This is a genomic window from Tateyamaria sp. 7Alg 36 (genome assembly GCF_059882455.1).
This window is the reverse complement of the sequence record NZ_CM187613.1, coordinates 3,043,179-3,063,960: the sequence shown is the minus strand read 5'-3', so window position 1 is coordinate 3,063,960 and position 20,782 is coordinate 3,043,179. Positions and strand designations below refer to the sequence as shown.

The following is a 20,782-nucleotide window of genomic DNA, read 5'->3' as shown; positions in this document are numbered from 1 at the left end:
GTCGGGTAAGGGCTGGTAAAAATTCTATCTGCGAAGTCTAGCCCGACTTTGCGCAGAAAAAAAAGGCAGACATTCCTTACCTTGCGCAAAAGCCCCTGCGTCGGCGCCGGGCGTGTTTTATCTGGCCGAGTGGGGCGATCACCTTAGATAACGTGCGAACTAGGAAAAGGCCGCCCCGCATGATTACCGACCGTTTGCACAAGACCCTGACCGATGATGATGTCGAAACCACGCCCGAAGAGGCGCGCCGTTTCTCGCGGCATCTGTTCTCGCTATTGGCGACGAAACTGGCGGACGGGCTAATTGACCCGAAGCTGGTGCTGGCATGGTTGCTGTCGACACTCGGGGCACCGGGGTATCTGGTCGGGGTGTTGGTGCCGGTGCGCGAATCCGGCGCGTTGTTGCCGCAGATTGTTCTGGCGCGACAAATCCAGAAACGTGCGGTGCGCAAATATTTCTGGGCCGCAGGGGCCGCGTTGCAAGGGGTTGCCGCCCTTGGCATCGCGGCGGCGGCGGTGACGCTGGATGGCGCGGCGGCGGGCTGGGCCATTGTGGTGTGCCTTGCGGTTCTGTCCCTTGCACGCGCGGCCTGTTCGGCAAGTTACAAAGACATCCTTGCCCGCACCGTTTCAAAAGGTGCACGCGGCACGGTATCGGGCGCGGCGGGTACGGTTGCGGCGGCGGCTGTCTTTGCCTTTGCAGGCATGTTGGCGGTCGGGATCATTCCGCTGGAACTGGGCGCGATTTCCATCGCCATTACCGTGGCGGGCGCGCTTTGGATCGGTGCCGCCCTGTTGTTCGTGGGCTTGGACGAGCCCGAAGATGACCGTGCCACCGACGGGCTGGGCGGGTTCGAAGCGATTGTCGCGCCCTTGAAAGAAGACAGCGAGTTCCGCTCTTATATCGCGGCGCGGGGGTTGCTGATTGCCACGGCGCTCGCCCCGCCCTTCCTTGTGATGCTGACGGCAGGCGGCAAGGAGGAAGACGGGCTGGGCAATCTTGGCCTGCTGATGATCGCGTCCTCCCTCGCCGCGATTGCGTCGTCCTATATCTGGGGGCGGCTCTCGGATGAATCGAGCCGCCGGACGCTGGCCTATTCGGGGATGCTGGCCGCGCTGGCCCTTGGCGGGGCGGCAGTTCTGGCCCTGATCGCAGGCAAGATGAGCGGGATGTGGGTCGCCCCCGCGTTCCTGTTTGTGGCGCAAATCGCCTATGAGGGCGTGCGCGCGGGCCGCAAGACGCACCTGACCGACATGGATACTGACGGGCAAAAGGCCGTCTATACCGCGCTGTCGAACACTATGATCGGCGTGCTGCTGATGGCGGGCGGCGGCTTTGGCGTCATTGCCGATATGTTCGGGCCGGAGATCGTGTTGCTGATCTTTGCAGGGATGAGCGTTGCAGGCGCTGTCCTCGCACTGACACTCAGCGAGGTGCAAAAAGAAAAGGACGCGTGAAGCCCACGCGTCCTTTGAAATCTTGTGATGGCTGCGGGGATGCCCCGCAGCGCCGCCTTAGTTCTTGGCGTAGAATTCGACCACGAGGTTCGGTTCCATCACGACAGGGTATGGCACGTCGCCCAGTGTGGGTGTGCGCACGAATGTCGCTGTCAGTTTAGAGTGATCCACGTCCATGTAGTCAGGCACGTCACGCTCGGGCAGTTGAGTAGCTTCCAGAACGGCTGCCATCTGCTTGGAACGGTCACGCACTTCGATCACGTCGCCTTCTTTGACGCGATAGGAGGGGATGTTGACCTTTTTGCCGTTCACGCGGACGTGGCCGTGGTTCACGAACTGACGCGCAGCGAACACGGTTGGCACGAATTTCGCGCGGTAAACAACGGCGTCCAGACGACGCTCCAGCAGGCCGATCAGGTTTTCACCGGTGTCGCCTTTGACACGCTCGGCTTCGGCATAGATGCGGCGGAACTGTTTTTCCGTCAGATCGCCGTAGTAGCCTTTCAGCTTCTGCTTGGCGCGCAGCTGGATACCGAAATCCGACAGCTTGCCCTTGCGGCGCTGACCGTGCTGGCCGGGGCCATATTCACGACGGTTAACGGGGGATTTGGGGCGGCCCCAAATGTTTTCGCCCATGCGGCGATCGAGTTTGTACTTGGCAGACGTGCGTTTTGTCACGGCTGATCTCCTTCGTTTAGGTTTCGAAGGGCGTTGTCCTCTGACCCGATTTTGCGGGCCTGACAGGAAACCCCTTGCGGGGGCCACCAACACCAATGAAGCCGCGCTTATACGGGCCAAACAGTCAGAGTCAACGCCCCAACGCGTTTTGCGCCATTTGCGCGCAGGCGCTGTGCCGGTGACAGGTGGTGATATGATCGTTGACCAGCCCCGTCGCCTCAAGGAACGCATAAACAATCGTCGGGCCGCAGAACTTGAACCCCTGCTTTTTCAGGTCTTTGGAGATTTGGGCCGACAATGGTGTCCACGCGGGCACTTCGGCTTGGGTCGCCCAACGGTTCTGCAACGGCACCCCGTCAAAATAATTCCACAAAAACGTATCAAAGCCACCTTTTGCGTTAACCTCCTGATAGGCGCGGGCGTTGGTGATCGTCGCTTCGATCTTGCCGCGGTGGCGGATGATTCCGGGATCAGCCAGCAACCGCTTTACATCCGCCTCGCCCCATTCGGCGATGCGGTCAGGGTCGAACCCTTCGAAAGCGGCGCGGAAATTCTCGCGCTTTTTCAGGATGGTTATCCAGCTTAGCCCCGCCTGAAACCCGTCGAGGATCAGCTTTTCCCACAAGGTGCGCGCATCATATTCGGGCACGCCCCATTCGGTGTCGTGGTAGGCGACATAGATATCTTCGGGCCCTGCCCAGCCGCACCGACCATCCATTGTGACACCTCTTAGTGGTTAATCTGTAAAATTAGAACGAAATGCTAACATTAAGGGAAATTTTACGGGGAGCACGCCAGAAACACCAGTATTGAAGATCCGCAAAAGGTGCTGCCACACCATGACGAAATTCCGCCCGATCGAATTGCCTCCGGGCCTTGATAGTCCGCTGAGCGCGGCGGTGACGAGCCGTGACCGGCACACGCTGGCGATGGTGGCAGAGGCGATCAAGCACAACCAGACCCTGTTGGCCTTTCAACCAGTTGTCATTCCGAACGAAGGGAACCGCGTCGGCTTTTACGAGGGGCTGATCCGCGTCATGGACGAAACCGGACGCATCATTCCGGCCAAGGATTTCATGCCCGTGGTGGAACGCGCCGAACTGGGGCGCGAGATTGACGTGGTCGCGCTGAACATGGGGTTGCGCACCCTGCACCAGAACCCCGCTATGCGCCTGTCGATCAACATGTCGGCACGCTCTATCGGATATCAGCGCTGGATGCAGACCCTGAACCGCTGGCTGAAAAAGGACGGGTCGGTGGGCGAACGGCTGATCCTCGAAATCACCGAAAGCTCGGCCATGGATCAACCCGATCTGGTGGTCGATTTCATGGACCGGCTTAGCGCGCGGGGCATCTGTTTTGCGCTGGACGATTTCGGCGCGGGCTATACGGCGCTGCGCTATCTCAAGGATTTCTTCTTCGACATTCTCAAGATCGACATGCAGTTCTGCCATGGCATCGCCGACGACCGCGACACGCAGGTTCTGACACAGGCGATGATCCAGATCGGGCGCCATTTTGACATGCTGGTCATCGCCGAAGGGGTCGAACGCGCCCAGGATGCCGAGATGCTGACCAAGATGGGCGTCGACTGTATGCAGGGCTTCTATTTCTGCGCACCACAGGTCCGTCCCGACTGGCTGTTCAGCGAACGTAAAAAAGCTCAGAAGGCGGGCATGCGCGCCTAGATTGTTTGCGACAGAGTTGCGAATCCGGTATCGCAAAAAGGCGCGGGGCAGTCTGGGGCCCGCACGTCGTGCCAGTCTCGGGGTGCCTCCACGACACGTCCTCACGGAAACATTTTTGAGGATTTGACCACATGACCAATATCGTCATCGCTTCTGCTGCCCGTACTGCCGTTGGCAGCTTTGGCGGATCGTTCGCCAACACCCCCGCCCATGACCTTGGCGCCGCCGTTCTGGAAGCCATCGTAGAACGCGCCGGAATCGACAAATCCGAAGTGTCCGAAACAATCCTCGGGCAGGTTCTGACCGCCGCCCAAGGCCAGAACCCCGCCCGTCAGGCCCATATCAACGCAGGTCTGCCCAAAGAATCCGCCGCATGGTCCATCAACCAAGTGTGCGGCTCCGGCCTGCGCGCCGTTGCCCTTGCCGCCCAGCACATCCAGTTGGGGGATGCGGACATCGTTGCCGCTGGCGGACAGGAAAACATGACCCTCAGCCCCCATGCCGCATCGCTGCGCGCGGGCCACAAAATGGGCGACATGACCTATATCGACACGATGATCCGTGATGGTCTGTGGGATGCGTTCAACGGTTACCACATGGGTCAGACCGCCGAAAACGTCGCGGACCAGTGGCAGATCACGCGTGACATGCAGGACGAATTCGCCGTCGCCAGCCAGAACAAGGCCGAAGCCGCGCAAAAGGCCGGCAAGTTCGTTGACGAAATCACCCCCTTCACCATCAAGACCCGCAAGGGCGAGATCGTTGTCGATGCAGACGAATATATCCGTCACGGCGCGTCGATGGAGGCGATGGCCAAACTGCGCCCCGCTTTCACGAAGGACGGATCGGTCACCGCAGCGAATGCCTCTGGCCTGAACGACGGCGCGGCCGCCGCCCTGATGATGACAGCCGAAAACGCCGCCAAGCGCGGGATCGAGCCTTTGGCGCGTATTGCAAGCTATGCCACCGTCGGCCTTGACCCATCCATCATGGGTGCGGGCCCGATCTACGCCTCGCGCAAGGCGCTGGAAAAGGCGGGCTGGAAAGCCGAAGACCTTGATCTGGTCGAAGCGAACGAAGCGTTCGCCGCGCAAGCCTGCGCCGTGAACAAGGACATGGGCTGGGATCCGGCGGTCGTGAACGTAAACGGCGGCGCCATCGCCATCGGCCACCCCATCGGCGCATCCGGTGCGCGTATCCTCAACACCCTGCTGTTCGAGATGAAGCGGCGCGATGCGAAAAAGGGCCTCGCCACCCTGTGCATCGGCGGTGGCATGGGCGTCGCCATGTGCCTTGAGCGCGACTGACCCAGAAAATGCGGCGGGCAGAAATGCCCGCCCGTTATTTCATAGATAATTTTAAAACTATCGCGCAATAAAGTTGCGCACGGACGCGACTTTGTGAAACAAAGAAGTTGAAATATCGGAGGAGAACCACCCATGTCCCGCACAGCCCTAGTGACCGGAGGCAGCCGCGGCATCGGCGCCGCCATCTCGACTGCCCTCAAAGACGCAGGCTATTCCGTTGCCGCGACCTATGCGGGCAACGACGAAGCCGCCGCCAAGTTCACGGACGAAACCGGCATCAAAACCTATAAATGGAACGTTGCGGATTACGAAGAATCGGCCGCCGGACTGAAACAGGTCGAGGCGGACCTAGGCCCCATCGACGTCGTCGTAGCCAACGCGGGCATCACGCGGGACGCGCCCTTTCACAAGATGACCCCCGAACAGTGGCATCAGGTGGTCGACACCAACCTGACCGGCGTGTTCAACACCGTCCACCCGATCTGGCCCGGCATGCGCGAGCGCAAATTCGGCCGCGTCATCGTGATCTCGTCGATCAACGGCCAGAAAGGCCAGTTCGCGCAAGTGAACTATGCCGCGACCAAAGCGGGCGATCTGGGCATCGTGAAATCGCTGGCGCAAGAAGGCGCGCGCGCAGGCATCACCGCCAACGCCATCTGCCCCGGCTATATCGGGACGGACATGGTGATGGCGGTGCCTGAAAAAGTCCGCGAAAGCATCATCGCGCAAATTCCCGCCGGACGGCTGGGTGAGCCTGAGGAAATCGCACGCTGTGTGGTCTTCCTCGCCTCTGACGACTCGGGCTTCATCAACGGATCGACCATTTCGGCCAACGGCGCGCAATTCTTCGTCTGAACCTTATGCGACAGCATGAAAAAAGGGCCGGTGCAGCGATGCACCGGCCCTTTCATAATCCCGTAAGATGGCGCGCGCGCATCAGCGGGAAGATTTGCCCCCGAACAACCAGTGCCACGCGTCCTGCATGGCTTTGGCGCGTGCCATATGTGCGTTCAGCATGGCGTTGCGTGCGGCGGGGTTTGTTGTTGCTTCGATCATGTCGGGTTCCTTTGGGAAGAAGGATCTGTGTGTCTCTTGCCGATCAATATGAGCTTTTCCGGCACCTCCGACAAACGAGACTTTTCATAGGTTCGGTTAAGCTGTACTTGTCTGAGCATGCCAGATCGCCTGCCCCCCTTAACCGCCTTGCGCGCCTTCGAGGCCGCCGCGCGCCATATGTCATTCGCCAAAGCGGCCGATGAGTTGCATGTGACGCCTGCCGCGCTCAGCTTTCAGATCAAATCTCTTGAAGAGCATCTGGGCATGCAGGTGTTCCGCCGTCTGAACCGCGCTGTCGAATTGACGGATGCGGGCAAAGCCCTCGCCCCCGGTGTGCGGGACGGGTTTCAGTCACTGTCAGCGGCGTGGCGCGCCACGGAAAGGCTGCTGGACAACCACACGCTTACGGTCACGGCTGGCCCTGCCTTCACCGCAAAATGGCTGGCACCGCGGCTTTATGAATTCGCCCAAGCGCATCCCGAAGTGGAGCTGCGCTTTTCCGCATCGCTCAAGCTGATGGATTTCGGGCGTGACGCGATCGACGTCGCCATCCGGTTCGGGCACGGCTCGGACGAGGGGCTGTATTCCTTGCCCTTGGCGCAGGAATGGGTGTGTCCCGTGATGACCCCTGCGCTTGCCGAACGCTTTCCGACGCCGGAAAGTCTGATGGATGCGCCGCTGATCTTTGATGACAGCATCAACTTCCTGGAACCCCAGATTGACTGGAGCACGTGGTTCCGCGCCATGGGCATTGATTTCGCCCCCACTCACGGCCCGCGCTTTAGTCAGGCGGACCACGCCGTTGACGCGGCCCTTGCTGGCGTCGGGGTCGTCATCGGGCGGCGCGCGCTGGTGGTCAAGGACATTGACGATGGCCGACTTGTCGCGCCTTTCCCCACCGCGCTGGACACCGGCGTCGGCTTTCGGTTCCTGTGCGCCGATGGGGCGCAATCGCGTCCACAAATCGCCGCCTTTCGGGATTGGATCATTGCAGAAATCGAAAAAACCAGCCATGTCACCGACCGAATGACCATCGTACCAGCAGCGGATTTCCACGCCCCATGACCAAGAAAACTGCTACCCTAACGGGTTTTGTCGCTGTCCTTCTGTGGGGTGTTCTGGCGCTGTTGACGGTCGGCAGTGCACCGACACCACCCATGCTGCTCAATACCATCTGTTTTGCCATCGGTGGCGCGTTGGGCCTTGTATGGACGGCGACGTCGGGTGGTTTGGGGCAACTGCGCCACGTGCCGATCCACGTCTATATCTTTGGCACACTTGGGCTGTTCGGCTATCACGCGCTCTATTTCACCGCGTTGCGTCTGGCCCCCGCGGCCGAGGCGAGCTTGATCGCCTATCTCTGGCCTCTGTTGATCGTGCTGTTTTCCGGCCTCCTGCCCGGAGAGGTCCTGCGCCCCGGTCATATCCTCGGCGCCATCATCGGGTTCACTGGCGCTGCGCTGATTGTGACCGGCGGGGCTGCCGGTTTCCAAACCGAAGCAATCGCCGGATATGCGGTGGCGCTTGTCTGTGCGCTGACATGGTCCACCTATTCGGTGATGTCGCGCCGCTTTGGCACCGTTCCGACGGCGTCCGTGGCCCTGTTCTGTGTGGCAAGTGCGCTGTTGTCCCTGCCCCTGCATTTCGCGTTCGAAGTCACAACATGGCCCGTTGGCCTGCGCGGCTGGGCCAGCGCGATCCTGTTGGGCCTCGGGCCTGTCGGGCTTGCGTTCTATGTCTGGGATATCGGCGTCAAGCAGGGGGACATCCAGATCCTTGGAACCGCGTCATACGCCGCCCCCCTGCTGTCGACTGTTGTGTTGGTTGTTGCTGGCGTCGCTACGCTGACGTGGTCGTTGGCCATCGCGGCAGTTCTGATCACCGCGGGGGCCTTGCTGGCCGCGCGCGCCAGCCTGAAGGTCAGCCCGAAAGTCGGGTAATTTCTTCCTTCAGTTTCAATTTCTGTTTCTTGAGGGTGGCAATCTCGGTCGTATCAACGCCGGGTGCTTTCTGGGCCATATCGACCTGATCGCTCAGGGTTCGATGCTTCTTTTTCAACTCTTCGAGATGGGCAGTGATGCTCATGCAATCCTCCTTGCTGATAAAGTGCATGACCAGCCAACCACAGCTTGTGCCATATGTCACGCTGCACCCGCACAATGAACTTCACTCAATCGGAAATAGCTTAATGGCGGGTTAAAGTTTCAGCGCCGCACCGTCCCGCAAAACCGCCTGTATTTCAGGGGTATAGCTATCTGCGTCTTTTTCGTGCTGCGCGCCTTTGTGTAAAATGATCGGCGGATGGAGGCGAAAATCCGCCCGTCCTTCCTTGCGTGCCCGAAAAATCACCAGTTCCGCGATGCGCCCGACACGCGGACAGATGGGCCAGATTTCGATACTTCCCAGCCGCCCGTGCGCCGCCGCCAGCAGGTCGGGCACCCGTTCAGCCCTATGGATCAGGTGCAGGTGCCCGCGATAGCGCAGCCGCCGCGCCGCCGTGTCGATCCATGTGGCCAAGGGGGTTTCCAGCCCCCGCGCCGCCTCGCGCCCCTCGTCCGAGGCCTGCCGCCCCGCCTTGCGATTGAAATAGGGCGGATTGGCCAGCACATGATCATAGCTGCGCGTGCGCACGCCTTCGGGCAGGTCGGACAGGTCCGCCGTTACCACCCGCAGCCCATTGCGCGCCGCCAGTGCGGCATAGTCGTCCTGCCGTTCGACCCCAGTCAGGTCCAGCCCCGGCACCCGCGCCCCAAGGCACAGCGCCGCCGCCCCCACACCACAGCCCAGATCAAGGACCGACTCGCCCTGTCGGGCAGGCACGCTCGCGGCAAGGATGACCGGATCGACGCCCGCACGATAGCCGCTGCGCGGCTGCCACAGGTGCAACCGACCGCCCAGAAAGGCATCCCGTGTCAGGTCATTTTCCGAGGTCGATGTCATTGTCTTTCATCGCACGCAGAGCAGCATCGTAATCGGCTTCGCACACCATCAGGCGGCGCGGGAAAATTCCGATCCCTCCTTCGAGGATGCTCATGTTTACGTCCATTTGAAAGCAGTCTATATCCTCGCCCTCAAGAAGGGCAGAGGCGAAGGCAATGATCGTCGGGTCGGTGCTGCGCAAAAGTTCCTTCATATCACGGATGTACGGACATCCCCGACCAAATGTCGAGGGATAATGGGATACGGATTATGGATGCGTCTGATATCATGAAACCGCATGACCGTTTGGCTGCGTGGCTGGCGGATGACATGGATGCGGTAAACGCGCTGATTCAGGATCGCATGGCCTCGCGCCATGCCCCGCGCATTCCCGAGGTGACACGCCATCTGGTCGACGCGGGCGGCAAGCGGTTGCGCCCCATGCTGACCCTCGCTGCGGCCCATATGTGCAACTATGACGGCCCCTATCACGTGCACCTCGCCGCGACGGTGGAATTCATCCACACCGCGACCCTGCTGCATGACGATGTGGTGGATGAAAGCGCGCAGCGCCGTGGCCGTCCGACCGCGAACCTGCTCTGGGACAACAAGTCGTCCGTTCTGGTAGGCGACTACCTGTTCTCGCGCAGTTTCCAGTTGATGACCGAAACCGGATCAATGGACGTGCTGCGCATTCTGGCCGACGCCTCGGCCACCATTGCCGAGGGCGAAGTGCTGCAAATGACCGCCGCACAGGATCTGGCGACGGACGAGTCGGTTTATCTGCAAGTGGTACGCGGCAAGACGGCGGCGCTGTTCTCGGCTGCGACCGAGGTGGGCGGCGTGATCGCTGGCGCCGACACGGCGGTTGTGAAGGCGCTGTATGACTATGGCGACGCGTTGGGCATCGCCTTTCAGATCGTGGATGACCTGCTGGATTATCAGGGCCAGTCCGCTGCCACAGGCAAGAATGTCGGTGATGATTTCCGCGAACGCAAACTGACCCTGCCGGTGATCAAGGCCATCGCCAAGGCCGACGCCGAGGAACGCGCCTTCTGGTCGCGCACCATCGAAAAAGGCCAACAGGACGACGGCGACCTCGATCATGCGCTGGACCTGCTGCACAAACATGCGGCGCTTGAGGACACCAAGGCAGACGCCATTGCGTGGGCCGAAAAAGCCAAAGCGGCCCTTGGCACCCTGCCCGCCCATGAGCTGCGCGACATGCTGATTGATCTGGCCGACTACGTGGTCGAACGGATCAACTGAGGCGCGGCGCGCGTGCCGCCGTTCAAGCGGCCCGCCTGCACCCACCAATCGGGATGATCCTGCGCAATGGCCTGCGCTGCGGCGCGGGCATCTGTTTCACTAGTGAACAGCCCGAAACAGGTCGCACCCGATCCGGACATGCGCGCAAGGCGGCACTGCGCGGTCTGTTCCAGCGCGCCAAGGCAGTCACTGACCACCGGACAATCCCCGATCGCGGGCGCTTGCAGATCGTTGCGCTGCGCCGCGAGCCAGTCAAACAGGGCATCGATGTCGGAGAAGTCAGGCGGCAAGCCGTCCAGCCCCGCATTGTCCTTGCGCGCAAGCGCCGAAAAGACGGCCGGCGTTGATACTTGCACACGCGGGTTAACCAGCACAACGGGCAGCGCGGGAAAGTCTGCGACAGGCTCTACCTTCTCGCCAATGCCGCGCACGCGGGCGGGATCGCTGAGCACGCACATCGGGACATCCGCGCCGATCTGCATCAGTGCAAGCAGGTCGTCCGGCGTCACATCACGGGGCATCTCCTGCCCCTCAAGCGCGGCGCGCAGCACCAGCAACCCGCGATAGGTCGCCGCCGCATCCGCCGACCCGCCCCCGATGCCCGACGCCACGGGCAGGCATTTTTCCAGATGCATCGACAGTGGCCTGTCCGGCGTCCAGAACTTCGCTGCCGTGGCCCACATGATATTGCTGTTACCTGACAACTCGGGCGCACCTTCGGGGCCCGAAACCTCAAGACCCAGCGGCCCGTGACCGCGCAAGGTGACTGTGTCCCCGATGTCGGCAAAGGCAACCAAGGTATCAAGCAAGTGATAGCCGTCACCGCGCTGGCCGGTGATGTGCAGGGCAAGGTTAATTTTGGCGGGCGCGAAAACGTCGACCCGCATCTCAGCCGTCGTCATCCGCCGCTTTCAGTGGTGCAGCACCCTCTTCTTCCAGCACAACATCAAGGCCCACTTCCAGTTTGCGGCGCATCCGTTCGGGATCGGCCTCGCCATCGCTGTCTTCGGCATCCACAAAGCTGAGCGCGCGCATCCACTGGAACCGCGCCTCGCGGTTGCGGCCCACGGCCCAGTACACGTCGCCCAAGTGATCGTTCACCACCGGATCGACGGGCATCAGTTCCACCGCACGCTCCATATGGCCAACGGCTTCTTCATAGCGGCCCATGCGGTAGAGAACCCAACCAAAGCTGTCGACGATATAGCCGGAGTCGGGGTTCGCAGCAACGGCCTGTTCGATCATGCCAAGCGCTTCGTCCAGATTGACCTGCTTTTCCACCATGGAATAGCCAAGGTAATTCAGCACCTGCGGCTGGCCGGGGTTCAGCGCCAGCGCCTGACGGAAATCCGCTTCGGCACGGGGCCATTCCTGCATCCGTTCCAGCGAGATCGCCCGCGCGTAATACAGGAACCATGCGCCGCCCATCCCTTCGGGGGTCAGGTCGATGGCACGGTCATAGGCGGCCACAGCCCCGTCAAAGTCATCCTGCTGGCGCAGCACATCGCCAAGGGTCGAATGCACGATGGCCAGATCAGGGAACCGCTTGGCCAGTTGTTCCAGCACTTCGATCGCCGCATCGGTTTTGCCCGACCGGCGCAACGCATCCGCACGGCCCAATTCCGCCGCATGGAACGCCGCCGCGTCCGATGGCACTTCCTTATAAACCGCGCTGGCAAGATCGTATTGCTCCAATTCTTCCAGCAGGTCCGCAACCATCAACAGTGCGTCAATGTGATCGGGGCGCAGATGGCGTGCGATCCGTCCGTAGATCAGCGTGTAATCCGCCCCCGCATCCTGCCGCAGCGCGCCTGCCACGGAATAGAACACCTCGGCCGCGCCATCGCGGGCAGATGTAATATGGGTGAAGGGCAGCGTCTCGCCTGTATCCAGTGCTGCCTGCATCTGCGCAAGCTCGGGGTCAATGGACGAACCGAACGACGCCTCAAGCGAGGCAAGCGCGTCCTCGTTCCGGCCAAGCTGCGACAGGATTTCCGCCCGCGCCATCGCGCCGCGCCGCGTTTGCTGCAACGGGCCTGCTTCGTCCACGAACAATGCCTCTGACGCCTCGAACTCGCCCAGAAATGCCAGTGCCATCGCCTTGTGATAAAGGGCAAAGCCGCGCAGACCGCGTTCCTCGCTGATACGGTCAAACTCGGCCATTGCATCTTCGGCACGGTCCGCACCCACCAGCGCCCACGCGGTCAACAGCCCGTCCACCAGCGGTCCGATACCCGAAGTCTCGGCGTCACGTTCCAGATAGGTCTCGTACTCCTCGCGCGACAGAAGGTCGGCGATCACCGTCATATGCGCCGCCTGACTGCGGCTATCGCGGTCTTCCAACAGGCGTGCGATGGGCAGGGCACGATCCAGCCGTCCCATGGCAAGCTGCGTGACAATCACATCCTCCATCAACCCGACATTGGCCGCATCCCGCGCCAAGGCCGCCGTGTAATAACGCGCAGAGGCGTCAAAATCATTGCGCACCGCCGCCTGACGGCCCGCCAGATACGCCCCCGATAAGGACTCCGCCGCAGCGACCTGCGGAACAAGGGCGATAGAAGCGGCAAGGGCGGTGTGGCAAAGGAAGGAACGGATCACGTGGGAGAGCTGCCTTTTGCAAGAGGTGTTACGCGCAAGGCTACCACGTCTGGCATCAGGTGCAATGTGACCTCTCGAAATGGTTGGAATTCGCGCACGGCTTTGGCCCACGAAAAAGGCCGGATACAAGGATACATCCGGCCCAATTTGTAATGCTGCAAGCGGCGCGCTTACATGTTGGGATAGTTCGGCCCGTCCCCGCCTTGCGGTGTGGTCCATGTAATGTTGTGCGACGGGTCTTTGATGTCGCACGTTTTGCAGTGCACGCAGTTCTGGAAGTTGATGACAAAGCGCGGATCCTTGCCCTCTTCCTGCACGAATTCATACACGCCCGCTGGGCAATAACGCGCCGACGGTCCCGCGTATTTCGGCAGGTTCACGTCAACCGGCACGCTGTCATCCTTCAGACGCAGGTGCGCGGGTTGGCTTTCCTCGTGATTGGTAAAGCTGAACGCGACGTTGGTCAGGCGGTCAAAGGACAGTTTGCCATCGGGTTTGGGATAGTCGATGGGCGCGTGTTTGGATGCTTCCTCGGTCGCGTCCGCATCGGATTTTCCATGCCCGACCGTGCCGAACAGGGAAAAGCCCAGCGTGTTGGTCCACATGTCGAACCCGCCCAGCACCAGCGACGCCGTCAGCCCGTATTTGGACCACAGCGGTTTCACGTTGCGCACTTTTTTCAGGTCGGTGCCGATGGCCCCGTTGCGAACTTCGGCTTCGTAATCGGTCAGCTCGTCACCCGAACGCTCTGCCTTGATCGCGGCAAAGGCGGCCTCGGCCGCGGCCTTGCCCGACAGCATCGCGTTGTGGTTGCCCTTGATACGCGGCACGTTGACCATCCCCACCGAACAGCCCAGCAGCGCAACACCAGGCGCGACCATCTTCGGCATCGACTGGTAGCCACCCTCGGAAATTGCGCGCGCGCCATAAGCCACACGTTTACCGCCCTCAAGAAGCTCGGCCACCATCGGGTGATGCTTGAAACGCTGGAATTCCATGTACGGGAACAGGTGCGGGTTCTTGTAGTTCAGGTGGACCACGAAACCGACATAGACCTGATTGTTCTCAAGGTGATAGATGAACGACCCGCCGCCCGCATTGCCGTTCAGCGGCCAGCCCATCGTGTGGGTCACAGACCCTTCCTTGTGCTTGGCGGGGTCGATCTCCCAGATCTCTTTCATGCCAAGGCCGAATTTTTGCGGCTCTTTACCCGCCGACAGGTCGTATTTGGCGATCACCTCTTTGGACAGGCTGCCACGCACCCCTTCGGAGAGGAAGACGTATTTGCCGTGCAGTTCCATCCCCGGTTCGGTGTTTTCTCCAATGGTGCCGTCCGCCTCAAGGCCGAACACGCCCGCGACCACGCCTTTGACTTCGCCGTTATCGCCATAGACCAGTTCGGAACAGGCCATGCCGGGGAAAATCTCGACACCCAGTTCCTCGGCCTGCTCTGCCATCCAGCGGCAAACATTGCCCATCGACACGATATAGTTGCCGTGGTTGTTCATCAGCGGCGGCATGGGGAAGTTCGGGATGCGGATCTGCCCCGCCTCACCCAGCATGTAGAAATTGTCGTCCTTGACCGGCACGTTCAGCGGCGCGCCCTTTTCCTTCCAGTCGGGGATCAGCGCATCAAGGCCGCAAGGATCCAGAACCGCCCCAGAAAGGATATGTGCCCCCACTTCCGACCCTTTTTCCAGAACGACAACGTCCAGATCGGCATCAAGCTGTTTCAGACGGATCGCAGCGGACAGACCCGCCGGACCTGCGCCAACGATCACAACGTCATATTCCATGGTTTCGCGTGTCACTTCGGCCATAACGGCTCACTCCCTTGATCGCGCAACGGGGCCATCGCCCTTTGCGAAAGTTGTTTGGAATTGGCTAGCCCAGCAACACCGCATATGCAATTGGAACACGGCGTAAAATGCCGCCGAGCGTGGGATACCATGTGCATTCGCAACGGTTTGCCGTTCTGGCAGGCCTGACGCGCACAGGCATCAATCCCCCGCACGATCCCCCATCAGGTATCGCGGCCCCGCGCCAAGCCGCGCCACGCGATCCTCGGGATTGTACAGCGCACAGGTCTCAAGGCTCAAACAACCACAGCCGATGCAGCCGTCCAGATTGTCCCGCAAACGCTCCAACCGCGCGATCTGCGCATCAAGTTCGGCGCGAAAACTGCGACTGATACGCGTCCAGTCCGCCCGCGACGGCGCACGATGGCGGGGCAAGCGATCCAGCTCGGCCTTGATCTGCGGCAAGGTGAACCCGAATTGCTGGGCCGCAATAACAAAGCTGAGCCGCCGCAAATCCGACCGCTGGAACCGCCGACGCCCCGCCCCGTTCCGCCACGGCGCGACCAGACCCACCTCTTCGTAATAGCGCACCGCCGACACCGCCAACCCCGTGCGCGCTGCAATCTCGCCAATGCTCAGCCCCTCGGATGCCATGCAAAAAACCTCTTGACCTAAAGTTAGCTTGAGGTCGCAGAGTGCAGGAACACGGACAAAAAGGAAAGTACCATGACCGCCACCGCGCGCCTCGAACACACCAACTTCACCGTCTCGGACCCGAAGGAAACCGCCGATTGGATGTGCAAACTTTTCGGCTGGCACATCCGCTGGCAAGGGAAGGCGATGACCACCGGCCACACCATCCATGTGGGCACCGATACCCATTACCTCGCCCTCTTCACGCCCGGCGCGCCGACAGCAAAGGGCAAGGACAGCTACACCACCGTCGGTGGCCTCAATCACCTCGCCGTGGCGGTCGACGACCTCGACGCGACCGAAGCGGCAATCAAGGCACACGGCTTCACCACCGGCAACCACGCCGACTACGAACCCGGCAAACGCTTCTACTTCCACGACAGCGATGGCATCGAATACGAAGTTGTCCAATACGACTGACCCGCCCCCCCTTCTCTGTTCCAGAAAATCCCAGGGGAGGGTCGCAGACCCGGGGGCAGAGCCCCCACCAAGTGGTCGACATGGCGCAGCACCCACACTGTTTGCCAAAGTAAATCCACTTGCATTCCACCACCCCATTGGGTCAGGTATTCCCCATCGAATGCAACGGCGGTCCCCTATGGGGCCGCCGCACCTTATCTGGACACCGACCCGATGGAAAAAATACCAATGACCCGCGCGGGCTTCCTTGCTTTGGAAACCGAGTTGAAGCACCTGAAAACCGTCGAACGGCCCGCCATCATCAAGGCCATCGCCGAGGCGCGCGAACACGGGGACCTCAGCGAGAACGCGGAATACCATTCGGCGAAGGAAAAGCAGTCCTTCATTGAAGGACGGGTCAAGGAACTCGAAGGGGTGATCTCTCTGGCCGATGTGATCGACACGGCCAAGATGTCCGGCGCGATCAAGTTCGGTGCGACGGTCACTTTGGTCGATGAGGATACCGATGCCGAAAAGACCTACCAAATCGTTGGCGAGTACGAAGCCAACATCGAAAAGGGCCTTTTGAACATAAAATCGCCGATTGCCCGTGCCCTGATCGGCAAGGAAGAGGGCGACAGCGTCGAAGTCCGCACGCCCGGCGGTGAAAAGTCCTATGAAGTCCTGAAAATCAGCTATAGCTGAAGGCCATGGCCGACAAACAGAACCCACAGTCCCGCCCGACCCCGCTCGGCATCTATGACAAACCCCGTCAACCGGGTGTGACGGGAATCGAAATCGTTGCACTTGCGCTGTCCGCGCTCTGGCTGCTCGGGGCGGCGGGTTTTTTCCTGCTGTCCGATACTAGTGGCGACGCCTCTGGCGGTGACGGGCTGCGGTTCCTGATCACCATGCTGGCCGTTTTCATGCCGGTCGCGATGATCTGGGTGGCCGCGACCGCGGCGCGCTCAAGCCGCGTGATGCGCGAGGAAAGCCAGCGCCTGCAAGCCGCCATCGACGCGATCCGCCAAGCCTATATCGCGCAGCAACAGGGCCGCGACATCAGCAAGGAACCCTCGGTCGCGCGCAAGCTGGACGAAATTGCCGCCGCAACGCGCAACACCGAAACCGCGCTGGCCACGTTCCACACCCGCCGCGACGGCGAAGGCGCGCCGCGCAGTGCCGCCCCTGCTGCCCCCGCCGATACGGGCGACCAACCCAAGCTGGCCCTTGGCACCAGTTCCGAAGACATGACACCGCCCCTCGCCGCCGAAGATTTCATCCGCGCTCTCAACTTCCCCGAAACCGCCGAGGACGAGGAAGGCTTTGCAGCACTGCGCAAGGCCATGCGCGACCGCAATACTAGCCAGCTTGTGCAGGCCGCGCAGGACATTCTGACCCTGCTCAGTCAGGACGGGATCTATATGGATGATCTGCGCCCCGACCGTGCCCGCCCCGAAGTGTGGCGGCAGTTCGCTGCCGGTGCGCGCGGGCGGTCCGTGGCCGCTTTGGGCGGCGTGCGGGACCGGTCCTCGCTGGCGCTGACCGCAGGGCGGATGAAACAGGATCCGATCTTCCGCGATGCCGCGCACCACTTCCTGCGGCGCTTTGACAAGGCGATCTCGACATTTGCGGAAACTGCCAGTGACGGAGAGTTGTCGGCCCTTGGCAACACGCGCACCGCCCATGCTTTCATGCTGCTGGGCCGCGTTGCAGGCACGTTCGACTAAAGGCCGAAACCGCCCCATGGAATGAACCGGACCGGATCACCGGCGCGGATATGCGCCGCCGGTTCGGGCAGTTCCACCAGCCCTTCGGCCCATGACAACCCGCTGATCCGCCCCGACCCTTCGGAGGCAAAGACCTCGACCACCCCATCGGCCATGCGTGCGCGCAGATATTCCCGCCTTCCGGCTTTTTTCTTTTTTTCGAAACCTGCGGGCACGGTGAACCCCTTGGGCGTGGTCCAAGCCGCACCAGCCATTTGCGCCAGCGCGGGCGCAGCAAAGACCAGCGCACAGACCATCGCCGCCACCGGATTGCCCGGAAGGCCGAAAACAGGCGTACCATCCCACATGCCAAGCGCCAGTGGACGCCCCGGTTTGACGGCGATCCGCCACAGCGCCATGGCCCCCGCCTCGTTCAACAGGGCGGACACGTGATCTTCATCCCCTGCCGAGGCGCCACCGCTGGTCAGGATTACATCCACCCCGTCCGCCGCCGTATCAAAGCGTGTGCGCAACGCGGCACGGTCATCGCGCACATGGCCCAGATCGACCGCCACATGACCCAACTTGGCAATCACGCCCAGCAGCATCGGGCGGTTCGCATCGAAAATCTGTCCGGCCCCCGCAATACCGCCCGCCGCGACCAGTTCGTCACCCGTGGACAGCACACCAACGCGCAGCGGGGCGCGCACCTGCACATGGCCCACGCCGACCGCGCTGACCAACGCCAGATCGGCAGGGGTCAGACGACGCCCTTCGGGCACAACCGTGTCACCGGCGTGCACATCCTCGCCCGCCTTGCGTGTGTTGGCCCCCGCCTTGACGGGTCCGCGAAAGGCAATGGCGTCGCCATTCCGCGTGACGTCTTCTTGCAAGATCACCGTGTCCACACCTTCAGGTAGCGCCGCGCCGGTCAGAATGCGCACCGCTTGCCCTTCGGGCACTGCGATATCGGGCGTGCGCCCGGCAGTCATCGACGCTGCCACCAATGGCATAAGATGCACGCCCTCGTCCCGCCCACCGGCAAAGCCATAGCCATCGACGGCGGTATTCGGCAGGGGCGGATGGGCGCGGGCGGCTGTGATATCAACGGCAGCGATCCGGTCCAACGTATCCGCAACCGGCACGGTCTGCACCCCGACCACCGGCCCAAGGCGCGACCGTAGATCGGCCAGCGCCACCTCCACCGGCGTCCAGTCGACCCCAGTGGGCAGCGCAAAACAATCGTTCTTCAACGGCGGCGGTGTGGCAGTCAGGGCAGCGCGCAAGGCATCCTCGTCCCCGACGCCAAGTATCCAGCCCTCGACCGGATCGCCCTTGCGCAACATCGCGCCAATTTGCTCCGCCGTCAGTCCCGCCAGCGCCTCAGCCAAGACGCGGACCTGCGCGCGGTCCTTGATCTCGTCCGGTTCCTGCCGCATCGCCACCTCGGCAGACAGGAGAGATGGATACACCTCGGCCAGTACAATCGGGGTGTCGGGGACCTGAAACGGGCTGACCGACAGGGACGCGCCATAGCGCGTGCGCAGCCCGTGCAGCCGCGCCATACCCAGCAGGCCTTGCGATCCCACGGAACCGGTTGTGTAAAGCTTCCAACAGGGCTGGGCGGAGCGGATGGACTCCTCGACTTTGCGGCGTTCGGCCATGCCGTGCCCGTGCCGCGCAGTGCCCTTGGCGGGCAGGTCCGCATCCTCAAGCGTGGCAGGACAGCCCCAGAACGGCCCAACACCGTCGAACCGCTGGTTGATTGCGCGGGCGACCTCGAACCGGTTGTTGGCGTTGTCCGCACCGTCCGAGATGCGCGCCGCCAGGTCCGCCCAGACCGCCAGCGGATCATCCGTGCCGGTCAACGCCTGCGCGAACCCGTCGGGATAGCCAAAGGGAAAGTCGAAACCGGCCAGCACCCGTGCGCCCGTCGCAAGCGCATCGTCGAACTGCGCCTCTAGGAATGCGACCGCATCGGCGCGGGTGCGATGATAGGTGCAATTGGTTGCCCCTTCCGCATGGACCGCAATCCAGATCGCATCGGCCTTGGGCGTGGCAGAGGACGGCGAGGCAGAGGCCGACCAGTCCACGACGATGATGCGGTCAAAGGCGCTCACAAACCGACCTCGGCCAGAATGAAATCCGCAACGGCGCTGGTGTCGTCAAGGTCGAAGGCAGGGATATCCAGTTCAAGCGGCATGTCGCTGGCAACGGCGCGCACCGTCGGATCATCGGGCGCGATTAGCGGGTTGCCGGTCACGGCGCGATGCGCCTCGACCTTGGGATGAGCGTCGCGCTTGTACCCTTCGATCAACACCAGATCGACCGGAGACAGTTTGGTCAGCAGTTCGGCCAGCGCGGGTTCATCCGCGTCACGCAATTCGTGCATCAGGGCAAAACGGTTGCGCGAGGCAAGCAGCACCTCGGTCGCCCCTGCGACGCGGTGGCGGTGGCTGTCCTTGCCCGCATGATCCACGTCGAAACTGTGATGGGCATGCTTTACCGTCGACACCGAAATGCCGCGCCCCGTGATCTCGGTCACAAGCCGCTCCATCAGGCCGGTCTTGCCCGCGTTCTTCCACCCTACGATGCCGTATAGTCTCATTGCATTGCCTCGGCCCGCGCCAGATCATCCGGCGTGTTGACGTTGAAAAAAGCGGCCTCGTCCGGAAAAGTGGCAAAGCGTGCATCATGGCGTGCGGTCCATTGCACCACCTTGCGCACACCGTCCTGCAACGCGGCGCGCAGATCGTCGCGCAGTGCCACGGGCCACAGGCCAAAAGTCGGGTGACGGGCAAGGCCGCGTTCGGGATCGGGGGTCGCGGCCAGTGCCAGCGGATGCGCCATCCCCTCGCTCGCCAATTGCAGGCGCGGCACCAGATCACAGGGAAAGAACGGCGTGTCGGCGGCTGCGGTCACAATCGCCTCGGCCCCTTGTGACGCGGCCCAGTCCAGCCCCGCCAGAACCCCCGCAAGGGGGCCGGCGAACCCTTCGACACTGTCGGCAATCACCGGCAGGCCCAACGACGACAGGCGCGCCGGATCGCCATTGGCATTCAGCGCCAGCCCGTCCACCTGCGGGTCGAGACGGTCGATCACATGGTCGATCAGACGCCGCGACCCGATGCGCAACATGCCCTTGTCACCACCGCCCATGCGCGTGGCCTGCCCCCCGGCCAATATGACCCCGAGCGGCGCAATCAT

General features: G+C 62.0%; 22 protein-coding genes. 10 read left to right on the top strand and 12 right to left on the bottom strand.

What is annotated here, in order from left to right; all coding sequences use genetic code 11:
* Positions 1-179: 179 nt before the first annotated feature.
* Positions 180-1,457, top strand: coding sequence for an MFS transporter (locus tag AC6GQJ_RS14925; protein WP_500769639.1), 1,278 nt, complete (start codon positions 180-182; stop codon positions 1,455-1,457).
* Between the two features lie 57 nt (positions 1,458-1,514).
* On the opposite strand, the gene rpsD is transcribed toward AC6GQJ_RS14925, so the two are convergent.
* Complete coding sequence (gene rpsD / locus AC6GQJ_RS14920) at positions 1,515-2,135, bottom strand: 30S ribosomal protein S4 (protein ID WP_500769637.1); 621 nt, start codon at positions 2,133-2,135, stop codon at positions 1,515-1,517.
* A gap of 130 nt (positions 2,136-2,265) precedes the next feature.
* On the bottom strand, positions 2,266-2,853 hold the full coding sequence (locus AC6GQJ_RS14915) for a DNA-3-methyladenine glycosylase I (RefSeq protein WP_500769635.1): 588 nt from the start codon (positions 2,851-2,853) through the stop codon (positions 2,266-2,268).
* A 121-nt stretch (positions 2,854-2,974) separates the two neighbouring features.
* Between AC6GQJ_RS14915 and AC6GQJ_RS14910 the strand changes: the two genes are divergently transcribed.
* The 5 genes from AC6GQJ_RS14910 to yddG all read left to right on the top strand — a co-directional run bounded on the left by AC6GQJ_RS14910 (position 2,975) and on the right by yddG (position 8,126).
* Positions 2,975-3,823, top strand: a complete 849-nt coding sequence (locus AC6GQJ_RS14910; protein WP_500769633.1) for an EAL domain-containing protein — start codon at positions 2,975-2,977, stop codon at positions 3,821-3,823.
* Positions 3,824-3,954: 131 nt separating this feature from the next.
* Positions 3,955-5,130, top strand: a complete 1,176-nt coding sequence (locus AC6GQJ_RS14905) for an acetyl-CoA C-acetyltransferase (RefSeq protein ID WP_500769631.1) — start codon at positions 3,955-3,957, stop codon at positions 5,128-5,130.
* Between the two features lie 132 nt (positions 5,131-5,262).
* Positions 5,263-5,985, top strand: a complete 723-nt coding sequence (gene phbB, locus AC6GQJ_RS14900; RefSeq protein WP_500769629.1) for an acetoacetyl-CoA reductase — start codon at positions 5,263-5,265, stop codon at positions 5,983-5,985.
* Between the two features lie 318 nt (positions 5,986-6,303).
* Complete coding sequence (locus AC6GQJ_RS14895; protein ID WP_500769627.1) at positions 6,304-7,251, top strand: transcriptional regulator GcvA; 948 nt, start codon at positions 6,304-6,306, stop codon at positions 7,249-7,251.
* Complete coding sequence (yddG, locus tag AC6GQJ_RS14890; protein WP_500769625.1) at positions 7,248-8,126, top strand: aromatic amino acid exporter YddG; 879 nt, start codon at positions 7,248-7,250, stop codon at positions 8,124-8,126. Before AC6GQJ_RS14895 ends, yddG begins: the two co-directional genes overlap by 4 nt.
* On the opposite strand, the gene AC6GQJ_RS14885 is transcribed toward yddG, so the two are convergent.
* The 3 genes from AC6GQJ_RS14885 to AC6GQJ_RS14875 all read right to left on the bottom strand — a co-directional run bounded on the left by AC6GQJ_RS14885 (position 8,107) and on the right by AC6GQJ_RS14875 (position 9,319).
* Positions 8,107-8,271, bottom strand: coding sequence for a YdcH family protein (locus AC6GQJ_RS14885; RefSeq protein ID WP_500769623.1), 165 nt, complete (start codon positions 8,269-8,271; stop codon positions 8,107-8,109). The two genes, yddG and AC6GQJ_RS14885, sit on opposite strands and share 20 nt — an antisense overlap.
* 111 nt (positions 8,272-8,382) lie before the next feature.
* Positions 8,383-9,126, bottom strand: a complete 744-nt coding sequence (locus AC6GQJ_RS14880) for a tRNA1(Val) (adenine(37)-N6)-methyltransferase (protein WP_500769621.1) — start codon at positions 9,124-9,126, stop codon at positions 8,383-8,385.
* Positions 9,104-9,319 (bottom strand): putative signal transducing protein, encoded by a 216-nt coding sequence (locus tag AC6GQJ_RS14875; protein ID WP_500769619.1) that lies wholly within the window; start codon positions 9,317-9,319, stop codon positions 9,104-9,106. The genes AC6GQJ_RS14880 and AC6GQJ_RS14875 overlap by 23 nt, the downstream gene beginning before the upstream one ends.
* Before the next feature lie 56 nt (positions 9,320-9,375).
* On the opposite strand from AC6GQJ_RS14875, the gene AC6GQJ_RS14870 reads away from it, so the two are divergent.
* Positions 9,376-10,374: a polyprenyl synthetase family protein gene (locus AC6GQJ_RS14870; protein ID WP_500769617.1), complete on the top strand. Its 999-nt coding sequence runs from the start codon at positions 9,376-9,378 to the stop codon at positions 10,372-10,374.
* On the opposite strand, the gene AC6GQJ_RS14865 is transcribed toward AC6GQJ_RS14870, so the two are convergent.
* From AC6GQJ_RS14865 to soxR, 4 genes are all read right to left on the bottom strand, one after another.
* The gene (locus AC6GQJ_RS14865) at positions 10,350-11,276 is read right to left on the bottom strand and encodes a 4-(cytidine 5'-diphospho)-2-C-methyl-D-erythritol kinase (protein WP_500769615.1); all 927 of its coding nucleotides are present in this window, start codon (positions 11,274-11,276) and stop codon (positions 10,350-10,352) included. The genes AC6GQJ_RS14870 and AC6GQJ_RS14865 overlap by 25 nt on opposite strands.
* A complete protein-coding gene (locus tag AC6GQJ_RS14860; RefSeq protein WP_500773941.1) occupies positions 11,263-12,972 on the bottom strand; it encodes a tetratricopeptide repeat protein in 1,710 nt (569 codons plus the stop codon). Before AC6GQJ_RS14860 ends, AC6GQJ_RS14865 begins: the two co-directional genes overlap by 14 nt.
* A 173-nt stretch (positions 12,973-13,145) precedes the next feature.
* Complete coding sequence (locus AC6GQJ_RS14855) at positions 13,146-14,795, bottom strand: electron transfer flavoprotein-ubiquinone oxidoreductase (RefSeq protein WP_500769613.1); 1,650 nt, start codon at positions 14,793-14,795, stop codon at positions 13,146-13,148.
* Positions 14,796-14,975: 180 nt separating this feature from the next.
* On the bottom strand, positions 14,976-15,428 hold the full coding sequence (gene soxR / locus AC6GQJ_RS14850; RefSeq protein ID WP_500769611.1) for a redox-sensitive transcriptional activator SoxR: 453 nt from the start codon (positions 15,426-15,428) through the stop codon (positions 14,976-14,978).
* Positions 15,429-15,500: 72 nt separating this feature from the next.
* Between soxR and AC6GQJ_RS14845 the strand changes: the two genes are divergently transcribed.
* The 3 genes from AC6GQJ_RS14845 to AC6GQJ_RS14835 all read left to right on the top strand — a co-directional run bounded on the left by AC6GQJ_RS14845 (position 15,501) and on the right by AC6GQJ_RS14835 (position 17,596).
* Complete coding sequence (locus AC6GQJ_RS14845; RefSeq protein WP_500769610.1) at positions 15,501-15,887, top strand: VOC family protein; 387 nt, start codon at positions 15,501-15,503, stop codon at positions 15,885-15,887.
* 213 nt (positions 15,888-16,100) lie between these two features.
* Positions 16,101-16,571 (top strand): transcription elongation factor GreA, encoded by a 471-nt coding sequence (greA, locus tag AC6GQJ_RS14840; RefSeq protein WP_500769608.1) that lies wholly within the window; start codon positions 16,101-16,103, stop codon positions 16,569-16,571.
* Positions 16,572-16,576: 5 nt separating this feature from the next.
* Positions 16,577-17,596 carry a hypothetical protein gene (locus tag AC6GQJ_RS14835; RefSeq protein ID WP_500769606.1) on the top strand — a complete coding sequence of 340 codons (1,020 nt, stop codon included), beginning with the start codon at positions 16,577-16,579 and terminating at the stop codon, positions 17,594-17,596.
* Here AC6GQJ_RS14835 and AC6GQJ_RS14830 read toward each other — a convergent pair.
* From AC6GQJ_RS14830 to mobA, 3 genes are read right to left on the bottom strand one after another with little or no spacing between them, the layout of a single operon-like run.
* On the bottom strand, positions 17,593-19,695 hold the full coding sequence (locus AC6GQJ_RS14830) for a molybdopterin-binding protein (protein WP_500769604.1): 2,103 nt from the start codon (positions 19,693-19,695) through the stop codon (positions 17,593-17,595). The genes AC6GQJ_RS14835 and AC6GQJ_RS14830 overlap by 4 nt on opposite strands.
* Entirely contained in the window at positions 19,692-20,183 is a 492-nt protein-coding gene (gene mobB, locus AC6GQJ_RS14825; RefSeq protein WP_500769602.1) for a molybdopterin-guanine dinucleotide biosynthesis protein B, read from the bottom strand. The genes AC6GQJ_RS14830 and mobB overlap by 4 nt, the downstream gene beginning before the upstream one ends.
* Positions 20,180-20,782 (bottom strand): molybdenum cofactor guanylyltransferase MobA, encoded by a 603-nt coding sequence (mobA, locus tag AC6GQJ_RS14820; RefSeq protein WP_500769600.1) that lies wholly within the window; start codon positions 20,780-20,782, stop codon positions 20,180-20,182. The genes mobB and mobA overlap by 4 nt, the downstream gene beginning before the upstream one ends.

What these genes read in the sequence shown, in the direction of transcription:
- yddG (WP_500769625.1), top strand. Translation starts at nt 7,248, where the DNA reads ATGACCAAGAAAACTGCTACCCTAACGGGTTTTGTCGCTGTCCTTCTG.
- greA (WP_500769608.1), top strand. Translation starts at nt 16,101, where the DNA reads ATGGAAAAAATACCAATGACCCGCGCGGGCTTCCTTGCTTTGGAAACC.
- AC6GQJ_RS14875 (WP_500769619.1), bottom strand. Translation starts at nt 9,319, where the DNA reads ATGAAGGAACTTTTGCGCAGCACCGACCCGACGATCATTGCCTTCGCC.
- mobA (WP_500769600.1), bottom strand. Translation starts at nt 20,782, where the DNA reads ATGATTGCGCCGCTCGGGGTCATATTGGCCGGGGGGCAGGCCACGCGC.
- AC6GQJ_RS14895 (WP_500769627.1), top strand. Translation starts at nt 6,304, where the DNA reads ATGCCAGATCGCCTGCCCCCCTTAACCGCCTTGCGCGCCTTCGAGGCC.
- AC6GQJ_RS14910 (WP_500769633.1), top strand. Translation starts at nt 2,975, where the DNA reads ATGACGAAATTCCGCCCGATCGAATTGCCTCCGGGCCTTGATAGTCCG.
- AC6GQJ_RS14915 (WP_500769635.1), bottom strand. Translation starts at nt 2,853, where the DNA reads ATGGATGGTCGGTGCGGCTGGGCAGGGCCCGAAGATATCTATGTCGCC.
- AC6GQJ_RS14880 (WP_500769621.1), bottom strand. Translation starts at nt 9,126, where the DNA reads ATGACATCGACCTCGGAAAATGACCTGACACGGGATGCCTTTCTGGGC.
- mobB (WP_500769602.1), bottom strand. Translation starts at nt 20,183, where the DNA reads ATGAGACTATACGGCATCGTAGGGTGGAAGAACGCGGGCAAGACCGGC.
- AC6GQJ_RS14905 (WP_500769631.1), top strand. Translation starts at nt 3,955, where the DNA reads ATGACCAATATCGTCATCGCTTCTGCTGCCCGTACTGCCGTTGGCAGC.
- phbB (WP_500769629.1), top strand. Translation starts at nt 5,263, where the DNA reads ATGTCCCGCACAGCCCTAGTGACCGGAGGCAGCCGCGGCATCGGCGCC.
- AC6GQJ_RS14855 (WP_500769613.1), bottom strand. Translation starts at nt 14,795, where the DNA reads ATGGCCGAAGTGACACGCGAAACCATGGAATATGACGTTGTGATCGTT.
- AC6GQJ_RS14870 (WP_500769617.1), top strand. Translation starts at nt 9,376, where the DNA reads ATGGATGCGTCTGATATCATGAAACCGCATGACCGTTTGGCTGCGTGG.
- AC6GQJ_RS14845 (WP_500769610.1), top strand. Translation starts at nt 15,501, where the DNA reads ATGACCGCCACCGCGCGCCTCGAACACACCAACTTCACCGTCTCGGAC.
- soxR (WP_500769611.1), bottom strand. Translation starts at nt 15,428, where the DNA reads ATGGCATCCGAGGGGCTGAGCATTGGCGAGATTGCAGCGCGCACGGGG.
- AC6GQJ_RS14865 (WP_500769615.1), bottom strand. Translation starts at nt 11,276, where the DNA reads ATGACGACGGCTGAGATGCGGGTCGACGTTTTCGCGCCCGCCAAAATT.
- AC6GQJ_RS14925 (WP_500769639.1), top strand. Translation starts at nt 180, where the DNA reads ATGATTACCGACCGTTTGCACAAGACCCTGACCGATGATGATGTCGAA.
- AC6GQJ_RS14835 (WP_500769606.1), top strand. Translation starts at nt 16,577, where the DNA reads ATGGCCGACAAACAGAACCCACAGTCCCGCCCGACCCCGCTCGGCATC.
- AC6GQJ_RS14885 (WP_500769623.1), bottom strand. Translation starts at nt 8,271, where the DNA reads ATGAGCATCACTGCCCATCTCGAAGAGTTGAAAAAGAAGCATCGAACC.